Source organism: Rhizobium sp. SU303 (assembly GCF_021052345.1).
Lineage (GTDB): Bacteria > Pseudomonadota > Alphaproteobacteria > Rhizobiales > Rhizobiaceae > Rhizobium > Rhizobium laguerreae.
In genome coordinates this window covers 216,032-227,504 of the sequence record NZ_CP088098.1, presented here as the reverse complement: position 1 = coordinate 227,504, position 11,473 = coordinate 216,032, and the positions used below count along the sequence as shown (strand labels likewise).

Genomic DNA, 11,473 nt, shown 5'->3' with positions numbered 1-11,473 from the left:
GTTTTCATCCCACGGTCCAGGCTTCGTTGGAGATCGGAGGGGCAAACGCCCCCATGCCCTCAGGCGTCCAGCCAGACGCGGGTCGCGACGTAACCGTTCGACATGTCGTTGCCGATGTCGTGGACATAACCCTTCACCTGCTTGGTGGAGGCGTTCACGAAATCGTTAAACATCGGCAGGATTACCCCACCTTCGTCACGCACCGTCATCGCCATGGTGCGATACATGTCCTTGCGCTTGGCCTCATCAAGCTCGGAGCGGGCCTCCAGCAGCAGCTTGTCGAAGTCAGGACGCTTGAACTTGGTGTCGTTCCAGTCCGCCGTTGAGAGATAGGCGGTGGAATACATCTGGTCCTGGGTCGGACGGCCACCCCAGTAGGAGGTCGAGAAGGGTTGGACGTTCCAGACATTGGTCCAGTAGCCGTCGCCCGGTTCGCGCTTGACCTCAATCTCGATGCCAGCCTTCTTGCAGCTCTCCTGGTAGAGGACGGCTGCATCGACACCGCCAGGGAAGGCGACCTCGGAGGTGCGCAGAAGCACCGAACCGCTATGGCCCGACTTCTTGTAGTGGAACGCGGCCTTCTCGGGATCGTAAACGCGCTGCTCGATGCCCTCGGGAAACAGCGCATAGGTGCTGTTGATCGGGAAGTCGTTGCCGACCTTGCCGTAACCGCCGAGGATCTTCTCCACCATGGTCTCGCGGTCCATGGCGTATTTGAGGGCGAGGCGCAGGTCGTTGTTGTCGAACGGCGCCTTGTCGCAATGCATGATGAAGACGTAGTGGCCGCGGCCGGCGGTCGAGAGAATCTCGACGTTCGGGGCGCGCTTCAAGAGGTTGACGGTCTTGGGGTCGACGCGGTTGATGTAGTGCACCTGGCCGGACGACAGGGCCGCGATGCGGGCGGTGGCATCATTCATGCCGATGATCTCGATCGAATCGACATAACCGCGGTCGGTGCGCCAGTCGTCCTTGTTCTTTTCGAAGGTGGCGCGGACGCCGGGCTCGAAGCTCGTCATCTTGTAGGGGCCGGTGCCGATCGAGGCGAGAGGATCGTCGACGCCGCCGTTCGGCTGGATGACCAGATGGTAGTCGGACAGCAGCAGCGGCATGTCGGCATTGCCTTCGCTGAGCGTCAGCACGAGATTGCCGCCGTCGGCCTTGATCTCCTTGATCGAGCCGAGAACACCGAGCGCGCCGGATTCCGACTTCGCATCGGTGTGACGTTTCAGCGTCGCAACGACGTCGTCGATCGTCAGTTCCTTGCCATCGTGGAACTTGACGCCCTTGCGGATCTTGAAGGTCCAGGTGACAGCATCCTTCGAGGGCTCCCAGGATTCGGCGAGTGAGGGCACGGCGGCACCCGTCAGCGGATCGGATTCGACCAGCATGTCGCCCCAGCAGCGGCCGATGCAGAACATGACCTGCGACAGGAACTTCGCCGGGTCCTTCGAATCGGTGGCTGCACCGCCTTCAAGGCCGAGCTTCAGGTGGCCGCCGCGCTTCGGTTCGGCGGCTTCGGCACTTTCGGTGAAGAGCTTGTCGGCGACGGCAAGTGTGATGCCGGCCGCCATGGCGCGTCCCATGAATTCGCGGCGGCTGAGCCCGCCGGCGGTGACACGGCTTGCGAGATATTTGGTGTAGTCGTTCATTCCCCAGTTCCTTCTTTATGGTGCGTTGACAGAACTTCCGGGCTGGTCCGCAGGCGGTTTCCTCTCCCCCTCCGGTGCCCGCATCATGCGGGAAAACAGTGCGGTTGCTGCCGCCTGGTTATTTTCCTTTCCAAATGGGGCTTCGCTTCTCGGCGAAAGCCCGTGCGCCTTCCAATTGGTCCTCGCTCGAATAGAGCCTGTCGACCGTCGCAAACTGCCGCTTGGTGATCTTGTTCATGGCAGTCTGGAACGTCGAACCCTCCGCCTCGCGGACGATTTCCTTGATGGCCGCATAAACGAGCGTCGGACCGCTCGCGAGCAGCCGGGCAAGCTCCCAGGCTCTTTCCATCAGCCGATCGGCCGATAGGATCTCGTTGACGAAACCCCAGCGATGCGCCTCGTGAACGTCGAGCCAGCGTCCCGTCAAAAGCATGTCCATGGCTATGTGATAGGGGATGCGTTTCGGCAGCTTGATCGAGGCCGCATCGGCAACTGTGCCCGAGCGGATTTCCGGCAGAGCGAAACTCGCATGCTCGGCGGCAATGATCAGGTCGGTCGACAGCGCGATCTCCAGACCACCGCCGCAACAGATGCCATTCACCGCACAAATGACCGGCTTGTTGAGGTCGCGCAGTTCCTGCAGCCCGCCGAAGCCGCCGACGCCGTAATCTCCGTCGACCGCATCGCCTGATGATGCCGCCTTGAGATCCCATCCGGCACAGAAAAACTTCTCGCCGGCGCCTGTCACGATGGCGACGCGCAACGCCGGATCGTCGCGGAATTCTTGGAAGATCAACCCCAGGGCACGGCTGGTCGCAAGGTCGATGGCATTCGCCTTCGGCCGGTCGATGACGACTTCGAGCACTCCGTCGTCAAGTCGTGTGCGAATGGGATCGCTCAACCTATGCTACCTCCTCCGCCGTATCAGAGCATCGACTGCAATAACGCCATGCCCATCGGGAAGAACCATCAATGGATTAATGTCCAGTTCCTCCATGCATGCCGCGTTCTTTACGACATAATCTGCCGCTGCTGCGATAGCGGCAACCGCGGCGTCGAGATCGCCTTTCGCCCGCCCACGATAGCCATAGATCAATTTCGCCAGCTTGAGGCGTGAAATCGCCGCGTGAATGTCGGTTTTCGTCGCCGGAAGGGGCAAGATGATGGAATCGTCAAGCAATTCAACGAAGATTCCGCCCGCTCCAAGCGTGAGCGACAATCCGAAGACAGGGTCGCGGATGGCGCCGACAATGAGCTCGGCGACCGGCGGATCGATCATCTTCTCGACCAGAAAACCGGCATTTGGCGGCATGGCCGCCGCCGCATTCGACACGGCTTCAACATCCCCCAGGTTGAGCGCGACGGCCCCGGCCTCGGTCTTGTGGGCAATACCGAGCGCTTTCAGCACGACGGGAAAACCGAGCCGCTCGGCCTGCTCAGCCGCATGCCCGGGAGAGGAGGCCAACAGCCCCTTTGGAACCGGAAGGCCGAAGGCGGCAAGCTCAGCCTTGGCATCGGCCTCCGTCAGCGTCTCGATCTCGCCATCCATAGAGGACACATGGAGCAGCGGCAGGGGAGGCGGGCGATCCCACGCCTGGCCGATGCCGGCGGCGACTTCCGCAGCCGTGATGGCTTCGTCGATACCGCAGAAGGCAATGATGCCATTTGCCATCAGCCGATCGGCGATAGGCTCTGGCATGTTTTCCGGAAGGGTTGCCAGAAGGCCGGCCAGCGCACTGGTTGCGGCGGCAGCCGTCATGACAGCGTCTGCCGTCATCGCCCATTCGGAGGCATCGCAGCGGTCACCGCGGGGGAAGTCGAGGACGACGAGATTGAGGGCATAGCCGCCCTCGAACATGGCACTGAAGGCTTCGGTCTGGCGTGCGAGATCACCCCAGACGAAGGTGTGGTAATCGAGCGGATTGGAAAGCGTCACCATCTCGCCGAGGACCCGCCGCAGACGGGGTAACTGTTGCGGCTGCAGCGCGGGGAATTCCACGTTGCGACCGACGACGGCATCCGCCATCAGCGAAGCTTCGCCACCGGAACAGCTCATCGACGAGATCGAATGGCTTGCGAGCGGTCCGGCGACATGCAGCAGCTTCAGGGTTTCGAGCAGCGCCGGCAAGGTCTGGACACGGCCAAGGCCGAGGCGGGCGAGCACGGCATCAGCGACGGCATCGCTGCCAGCAAGCGAGGCGGTATGCGAAACCGCAGCACGTTTTGCCTGCTCCGACCGACCCACCTTCAGCACGACTACGGGCTTCCTCGTGTGCCGGGCGAGGGCGGCCAGGCGTTCGAGTGCCGAGAGATCTCCGAAGCCTTCGACATGAAGGCCGAGAGCCGTGACGCGCGGATCGCCGATCAGTGAGCAGGCGATATCGGCAAGCGATGTCTGCGCCTGATTGCCGGCCGTGACCATATAGGCGATCGGCAGGCCGCGGGTCTGCATGGTCAGGTTGATGGCGATATTGGAGGACTGCGTGAGGATCGCGACGCCACGTTCGATACGCTGCATCCCATGCTGATCAGGCCAGAGCAGCGCGCCATCGAGACCGTTGATGAAGCCGTAGCAGTTCGGCCCGAGGATCGGCATGTCGCCGGCTGCGTCCAGCAGGGCCTTCTGCAGCTCGGCGCCGTCGCCGAGTTCACCTGTCGCCTCGCTGAAACCCGATGCATAACAGACCGCCCCGCCGGCACCGGCCTCGGAAAGGCTGCGGACGATCTCGACGGTTAGCGTCCTGTTGACGCCGACGAAGGCGGCGTCCGGCGCCGAAGGCAAATCGGATACGGAGCGATAGCAGGGCCGCCCTAGAACCTCGTCGAGCTTCGGATGGACAGGCCAGATCTCGCCGGCAAAACCCATGCGGTCGCATTGCTCGATCACCCTGCGCGCCTCGCGGCCACCGAAGACGGCGATCGTTTGCGGTCTGAGCAGGCGGTCGAGCGGGTGAGATGTCATCGGCTCACGCTCCCAAGGGTCTGAGCAGATCGCGGCTGATGATATGCCGCTGGATTTCAGAGGTGCCGTCCCAGATGCGCTCGACGCGCGCATCGCGCCAGAAGCGCGCGAGCGGCAGGTCGTCCATCAGGCCCATGCCGCCGAAGATCTGGATCGCCTCATCGGTGACCCGGGCCAGCATTTCGGAGGAGTAGAGTTTGGCCGAGGCGATCTGCCGGTCTGCAGAGAGGCCGGCATCGAGCCGCCAGGCGGCGGCGAGCGTCAGCCAGTCTGCCGCGTCGATCTCGGTAATCATATCGGCAAGCTTGAACGACACACCCTGATTGGCGCCGATCGGCTTGCCGAACTGCTTGCGCTCGGCGGCATAGGGCAGCGTCATGTCGAAGACGCGCCGTGCCCGCCCGACGCAGGTGGCGGCAACCGTCAACCGCGTGCCGTAGAGCCATTGATTGGCGATATCGAAGCCGCGATGCACCTCACCCAGCACTTGGGATTTGGGAATCCGGCAATCGGTGAAGCTGAGGGTGCAATTATGGTAGCCGCGATGCGAAACGGAATCGTAGCCCTTGAGGATTTCGAAACCCGGCGTGCCGCGATCCACGAGGAAGGCGGTGATCTTCTTCTTGATGCCTTTCGGCGTTTCCTCCTCGCCCGTCGCGGCAAAGACGATGACGAAATCGGCAACATCGGCATGCGAAATGAAGTGTTTCGTGCCGTTGAGGACGAAGTCGCTGCCGTCGCGGCGGGCGGCGCATTTCATGCCGCGCATATCGGAACCGGCGTCCGGCTCGGTGATCGCGAGCGCTTCGATCTTCTCGCCGCGCACCGCGGGCAGGAGATAGCGCTCACGCTGCTCGCCCTCGCAGGCCATCAGGATGCCTGAAGGCCGGCCGAAGAAAACCGTCAGCCCGAGGGAACCGCGCCCGAGCTCCCGCTCGACCAGCGTGAAGGTAACATGGTCGAGGCCGGCGCCGCCGACCTCTTCCGGGAAATTGCAGGCGTAGAAGCCGAGATCGATGCATTTGCGCCGGATCTCGTCTCCGAGCTCCGGCGGGACGATGCCGCTGCGCTCAACCTCGTTCTCGTGCGGATAGATTTCGGTCTCGACGAAGGCGCGGACCGTCTCGACGATCATTTCCTGTTCTTCGCTCAGTCCGAAATCCATGCCGATCCTCCTACCGCTTCTGGCCGACGTGACGACCGACGCCTTCAGGCGCGACCAAATTCGCATGCGCTTCGGCAATCGCCTTGACCTTGTCAAGAATGACGGCCGGCGCCGGTGTGGCCTTGCCGGCCTTGCTGTTGACATGCAGCAACATGTGCTCGGCGGTTGCGAGAGCCTCGCCCGTCCCCGTGTCGTACAGGGTGTGGAAGACATGCAGCCGCTTCTCGTCGACACCAAGGATCTGGCAGGTCGAATGGATAGTCTGGCCAAGCTTCGCCTCGCCGAGATGGCGGATGTGGGTTTCCACCGTGTAATAGCTCCGCCCTGTCTCGACATAGGCGAGATCAACGCCGATGAGGCGCAGCAATGCATCTGAGGTATCCCCGAAAACCTGCAGGTAGCGGTGTTCGGTCATATGGCCATTATAGTCGACCCAGGCGGGGCCGACCTTCGTCTCGACGAGCTTCAACGGCTTCGACGGGTCGAAAGAGGTGGTCGCTCTGCCGCCCGCTGCCCAGAGCGATTGCTCGAAGTCCTTCAAGAGCCTGCCGGCGCCCCAGCCTTTGCCGTCGTGGCCGCCCTTAAGAGCCTGCAGGATGCCGACGAGGTTTTCGTCGCGGATCCGTTCGAGCTCGCGGATTGACAGGCCGGCCGCCTGTTCATCGGATTGCCGGCCGATCTTTTCGATCAGCGCATCGTCGAGATCGACGACATCGGTGAGCTTGGTCCAGGGCCAGGCGAGGCATGGACCGAACTGGGCGAGGAAGTGGCGCATGCCGGCCTCACCGCCGGCAATGCGGTAGGTCTGGAACAGGCCCATCTGCGCCCAGCGCAGACCGAAAGAGTAGCGGATGACGTCATCAAGCGTCTCGACGGTGCAGATATCGTCGTGGATGAGCCACAAGGCCTCGCGCCAGAGCGCTTCGAGCAGCCGGTCGCCGACGAAGGCCTCGATCTCCTTGGCGATGTGGACGCCCTTCATGCCGATCGGCGCCAGTCTTTCCATCGCCGCCTGGATGGTCGCCGCCGAGGTTTTTTCGCCACCGACGATTTCGACGAGCGGCAGCAGATAGACGGGATTATAGGGGTGAGCGACGAAGAGGCGCTGGGGATGCTTCATGTCGCGCTGCAGATCGGTCGGCAGCAGGCCTGACGTGGAAGAGCCGATCAGGGCGTCCGGGCGCGCCACAGCATCGATCTCAGTCAGGACGCCGCGCTTGAGGTCGAGCCTTTCCGGCACGCTTTCCTGAATCCAGTCGGCGCCGGCGACGGCTTCCTCGAGCGTCGTGCAGAAGGTCAGCCTACCGCGCGGCGGCAGGGGTGCTCCGGTCAGCATGGCATAGGCTTTTTCGGCGTTGGCGAGCACTTCGCCGACAATGCGGCTCGCTTCCGGATGCGGATCGAATACGTTGACGTCGATGCCGGCCAGCAGAAAACGCGCGATCCATCCGCCGCCAATGACGCCGCCGCCGATACAAGCCGCCTTGTTGATCCCAGTCATGCCGTCCTCAGCGCTTCGTCAGTTTGAGTTTCTTGCGAACGTCTTCCGGACCGATGATCCGGGCACCCATGCCCTCGACCACCTGCACGGCCTTTTCGACGAGCTGCGCATTGGTGGCGAGCTGGCCCTTGCCGACAAAGAGATTGTCCTCCAGGCCGACGCGCACGTTGCCGCCGGCGAGAACGGCTGCCGCCGGATAGGCCATGGCGTTGCGGCCGATCGAAAAGGCCGAGAAGGTCCAACTCGCGGGCACGTTGTTGACCATCGCCATGAAAGTGTTGAGATCGTCGGGCGCACCCCATGGAATGCCCATGCAGAGCTGGATCAGCACCGGGTCTTCGATCAGGCCTTCCTCGGCAAGCTGCTTGGCAAACCAGAGGTGGCCGGTATCGAAGGCCTCGATCTCGGGGCGCACGCCAAGATCGGTCATCTTCTTCGCCATGGCCCGCAGCATGGCCGGCGTGTTGGTCATGACATAGTCGCCGAGGTTGAAGTTCATCGTGCCGCAGTCGAGCGTGCAGATCTCAGGCAGGCATTCGGCGACATGGCTGACGCGCTCGGTGGCGCCCGCCATATCCGTGCCCTTGGGATTGAGGGGAAGAGGGGTTTCGACATCCCCGAAGATCAGGTCCCCGCCCATGCCGGCGGTGAGATTGAGGACGACGTCGACATCGGCCGAGCGGATGCGGTCGGTGACCTCCCTGTAGAGATCGTTGCGGCGGCTGGCAGCACCCGTTTCCGGGTCGCGGACATGGCAGTGAACGACCGCAGCACCGGCCTTTGCCGCGTCAATGGCGGAATCGGCGATCTGCTTGGGAGTGATCGGCACGTGGGTGGATCTTGAAACCGTATCCCCGGCGCCGGTGACGGCACAGGTGATGAAAACATCGCGGTTCATCGCAAGAGGCATGTTTTTGTTCTCCCTCGTCTTGTCCGCATTACGCGACAGGATGGACGGCGATGCGTTGCAATCTCGGAAGTAATTGATACATTATCGGAACTCAAGGGAGGTGATCTTGCTGCAGCGATCGACGGAACGCCTCGATATCGACCTTCTCGTCCTGCCGGATGCGAACCTGATCCTGATCGCCTCGGTCATCGAGCCGCTGCGCGGCGCCAACCGCATTTCCGGCAGCGAACTCTATCGCTGGCGGCTGCTCACGCCGGACGGAGCACCGGTCCTGACCACCAGCAACATTGCCGTGCCCGCCCAGGGCGCTTTCAAGGCGACGACCGAGGATGCGCCGCTGTTTGTGCTGGCCAGTTACAACTGGCGGCGCAGCGCGACCCCGGCGCTGAAGATGCAGCTCTCCCAGGCTGCCCGCTATCGCACGGTGATTGCCGGCATCGAGTCCGGCACATGGCTGCTGGCCGAAGCCAGCCTGCTCGACGGGTTGCAGGCAACCGTCCACTGGGAAGACTATGAGGATTTTGCGCTGACCTATCCTGAGGTACAGGCCGTCAAGGATCGCTTCGTCATCGACGGCAAGCGCCTGACGACCTCGGGTTCGCTTCCGACCGTCGACCTGATGCTGGAGGTGATCCGGCAACGGCAAGGCTATTCGCTGGCGCTCGAGGTCAGCCGGCTATTCCGTTACGAGCAGCCGTCCTTCCATACCGATGAGCCTCTTTCCGCAGCCTCGGCCGGACTGCGCATGCACGATCCCCGTGTTGCGCAAGCGGTGCGACTAATGGAGGAGCATATCGAGCAGCCGCTGATTCTCACGCGGCTCGCCCGCAGGGTGGGCATCAGCGCCCGGCATCTGCAGGATCTCTTCCAGCAGAGTATCGGCGCGCCGCCGCATGTGCATTATCTCGCGCTGCGCTTGAATGCGGCCCGCCGCAAGGTGATCGAGACGACGGCCTCCTTCGCCGACATCGCGGCGGCGACCGGCTTCAACTCGGCCTCAGCCTTTGCGAGAAGCTATAGGGCGAATTTTTCGGAGAGCCCGTCCGAGACCCGCCGCCGCTTGCGCCGCCGCATCACGTCATCGCAGGTGCTGGGATAGGCTGGAACGCGTCCCGTATCATTTCAGCTAGTTCCCGGACGGCTTCGCTGGAACGATAGGCGCTTCGGCGCAGCACGACCTTGGAGGAATCGACCGGCGGGAAACCATCTTCGGCGGTGAGTTCCCGGCAGCCGGGCGGGATGTTGCTGCGGGAAAGCGTGGTGACGGCAAGACCGGCGATGACGGCATTCTTCAACCCCGAGCCCGTATCGGCGATAAAGGCGATCCGGTAGTTGCGGCCGGTCTGCTCCAGCGACCGGAGCGCAAAATCGCGGCACCAGGTGGAATTGCGATAGATCGCAATCGGCAGGGGATCGATATCGTGCAGCCGATGGACCATCGATGTGACCCAGACCGTGGGATCAATGCAGATGACCTCGCCTTTGGTCTCGTCGCTCCAGTCAAAAACGACGGCCAGATCGAGCTCGTCCCGCTCGAGGGCGGCCAGGTTGCGGACCGTGTAGTCGCAGGACACAGTGACCTCGACGGCCGGGTGGCGGACGGCGAAAGCCGCAAGGGCCGCCGGCAGCACCGTCTGGCTGTATTCCTCGGGAATTCCGATGCGTACCGGTCCATCCAGCGGCTTGCTGCGAATCGTCGCAGCCGCCTCGTTCAAGAGGTCGATGATCCTGCGGGCGTAGGGCACGAGTTGGATGCCCGGGCGCGTGAGCAGCACGCCGCGGGCGCCGCGATCGAAAAGCGTTTCGCCGATCGTCTGCTCGAGCCTCTTAATCTGGGTGCTGACGGCCGACTGCGTCCGCCCGATGCGCTGCGCGGCGGCGGAGAAATTGGATGTCTCGGCAACGACCAGGAAGGTTCTCAGCAGGTCGCTCTCAATCGGCTCGTGCATCGGAATAGCCATAGAAAAAATCGATGGTAGTCATCTCTACTATTCGTTTGTCCGATGTCAATTCCTGGTGCAAAAAGGAGCCGCGTTCGACTTCCTTCTTTGAGAATATCTGCGTGACCATTGAAAATCCGGCCAGACGCCTCGCAGGCAGCGAGCACGAGAAGGGTGTGCTTCTCATCATTGCCGCGACGCTTGCCTGGAGCGCGAGCGGCGTCTATTCGCGGCTCCTGACGACCGACGTATGGACGGCGATCGCCTGGCGGTCGTTGTTCGGCGGCCTGTTTCTGCTGATCCCCTGCTTTTTCCTCGAAGGGGGCATGTCACGGCAGCAATGGCGATCCGTCTTCCATCCGTCCGGTCTTGCTATGATCGCATGCCAGACCTTCAGTCAGGTATGCTTCATCGGGGCGCTCTACATGACCACCGTCGCCAATGTGACGATGATCTATGCGACCGCGCCTTTCATCGCAGCGTTGCTCGGCTGGGTCATCCTCCGGGAGAGGGTCTCCAGGCGCACGCTGATTGCAGGCGGCATCTCGCTCCTCGGCGTTGCGGTCATCGTCGCCTCGTCGATCGGCGGCGGTACCGGTTGGGGCGACCTGCTGGCGCTCGGCATGACGGCGTCCTTCGCGCTCGTCATCATCATTCCGCGCGTCAGTCCTGATGTGCCGAGCCTGCCGCCGACCGTGGTCAGCGCCTTCCTGACGCTGGTTATCTTTGCTCCGTTCGGTTCGGTCGGCTCGCTCGACCTCCACAACTGGATCGTCCTTGCTGCTTTCGGCGCGACCAATTTCTCTCTCGCGCTGGTGCTCTTCCTTGCCGGAGCGAAGCGAATGCCGCCGGCGGAGGCGGCGCTGATCGGCACGATGGAAATCGTGCTTACACCCTTCTGGGTCTGGTTGTTGTTTTCCGAGCAGCCGCCCGTTGCCACCTTTTTCGGCGGTGCGATCATCCTTGGCGCCGTGCTCTGGCACACGGCCATCGACGTCAACCGCAGCCGTCGGCCGCATCGCGCGTAAACCTCTCATCCTCAACGCAGGCACGCAATCAAATCTTCCCGGGCGATCCGGAAAACCGCCGTATTCGCGGGATCAATTATTTCCCCTGCGCAGCGAGCTATTGCGACTTTGCCGACTGTCGTCTTTGGGTCGCGCCCATGTCGTTTTTTTGATCGCTGTTTTGCGTCAAGCGTGGTTTGTTTGGGGTGTTCAAGGCGCTACCTCGCAAACTGGCGAAATGGACCATTGGGAAGCCGGCCTGACGCGCCGGCGCTCCCCGCAGCGGTAGAAGAACTGACATCCTCAAGGAAATCGCCGGACAGACATCCGGAAAGATAT

The 11,473-nt window shown here is 62.6% G+C and carries 9 protein-coding genes; 2 read left to right on the top strand and 7 right to left on the bottom strand.

Annotated features, from left to right (window positions below):
* Window positions 1-59 precede the first annotated feature (59 nt).
* The 6 genes from RlegSU303_RS32490 to RlegSU303_RS32465 all read right to left on the bottom strand — a co-directional run bounded on the left by RlegSU303_RS32490 (window position 60) and on the right by RlegSU303_RS32465 (window position 8,187).
* Window positions 60-1,649 (bottom strand): ABC transporter substrate-binding protein, encoded by a 1,590-nt coding sequence (locus RlegSU303_RS32490; RefSeq protein ID WP_017958185.1) that lies wholly within the window; start codon window positions 1,647-1,649, stop codon window positions 60-62.
* A 118-nt stretch (window positions 1,650-1,767) separates the two neighbouring features.
* The gene (locus RlegSU303_RS32485) at window positions 1,768-2,550 is read right to left on the bottom strand and encodes a carnitinyl-CoA dehydratase (RefSeq protein ID WP_017958184.1); all 783 of its coding nucleotides are present in this window, start codon (window positions 2,548-2,550) and stop codon (window positions 1,768-1,770) included.
* Between the two features lie 6 nt (window positions 2,551-2,556).
* Entirely contained in the window at window positions 2,557-4,611 is a 2,055-nt protein-coding gene (locus tag RlegSU303_RS32480) for an acetate--CoA ligase family protein (protein WP_168276595.1), read from the bottom strand.
* 4 nt (window positions 4,612-4,615) lie between these two features.
* Complete coding sequence (locus tag RlegSU303_RS32475) at window positions 4,616-5,776, bottom strand: acyl-CoA dehydrogenase family protein (RefSeq protein WP_017958182.1); 1,161 nt, start codon at window positions 5,774-5,776, stop codon at window positions 4,616-4,618.
* A gap of 10 nt (window positions 5,777-5,786) precedes the next feature.
* Window positions 5,787-7,277, bottom strand: a complete 1,491-nt coding sequence (locus RlegSU303_RS32470) for a carnitine 3-dehydrogenase (RefSeq protein ID WP_017958181.1) — start codon at window positions 7,275-7,277, stop codon at window positions 5,787-5,789.
* 7 nt (window positions 7,278-7,284) lie between these two features.
* Window positions 7,285-8,187 carry a 3-keto-5-aminohexanoate cleavage protein gene (locus tag RlegSU303_RS32465; RefSeq protein ID WP_017958180.1) on the bottom strand — a complete coding sequence of 301 codons (903 nt, stop codon included), beginning with the start codon at window positions 8,185-8,187 and terminating at the stop codon, window positions 7,285-7,287.
* A gap of 100 nt (window positions 8,188-8,287) precedes the next feature.
* Between RlegSU303_RS32465 and RlegSU303_RS32460 the strand changes: the two genes are divergently transcribed.
* Window positions 8,288-9,286 (top strand): GlxA family transcriptional regulator, encoded by a 999-nt coding sequence (locus tag RlegSU303_RS32460; protein ID WP_026158413.1) that lies wholly within the window; start codon window positions 8,288-8,290, stop codon window positions 9,284-9,286.
* Here RlegSU303_RS32460 and RlegSU303_RS32455 read toward each other — a convergent pair.
* Window positions 9,261-10,136, bottom strand: coding sequence for a LysR substrate-binding domain-containing protein (locus RlegSU303_RS32455; RefSeq protein WP_026158412.1), 876 nt, complete (start codon window positions 10,134-10,136; stop codon window positions 9,261-9,263). The genes RlegSU303_RS32460 and RlegSU303_RS32455 overlap by 26 nt on opposite strands.
* Window positions 10,137-10,249: 113 nt before the next feature.
* Between RlegSU303_RS32455 and RlegSU303_RS32450 the strand changes: the two genes are divergently transcribed.
* Window positions 10,250-11,155, top strand: a complete 906-nt coding sequence (locus RlegSU303_RS32450) for a DMT family transporter (RefSeq protein WP_026158411.1) — start codon at window positions 10,250-10,252, stop codon at window positions 11,153-11,155.
* Window positions 11,156-11,473: the final 318 nt, after the last annotated feature.

What these genes read in the sequence shown, in the direction of transcription:
- RlegSU303_RS32455 (WP_026158412.1), bottom strand. Translation starts at nt 10,136, where the DNA reads ATGCACGAGCCGATTGAGAGCGACCTGCTGAGAACCTTCCTGGTCGTT.
- RlegSU303_RS32465 (WP_017958180.1), bottom strand. Translation starts at nt 8,187, where the DNA reads ATGCCTCTTGCGATGAACCGCGATGTTTTCATCACCTGTGCCGTCACC.
- RlegSU303_RS32475 (WP_017958182.1), bottom strand. Translation starts at nt 5,776, where the DNA reads ATGGATTTCGGACTGAGCGAAGAACAGGAAATGATCGTCGAGACGGTC.
- RlegSU303_RS32480 (WP_168276595.1), bottom strand. Translation starts at nt 4,611, where the DNA reads ATGACATCTCACCCGCTCGACCGCCTGCTCAGACCGCAAACGATCGCC.
- RlegSU303_RS32490 (WP_017958185.1), bottom strand. Translation starts at nt 1,649, where the DNA reads ATGAACGACTACACCAAATATCTCGCAAGCCGTGTCACCGCCGGCGGG.
- RlegSU303_RS32470 (WP_017958181.1), bottom strand. Translation starts at nt 7,277, where the DNA reads ATGACTGGGATCAACAAGGCGGCTTGTATCGGCGGCGGCGTCATTGGC.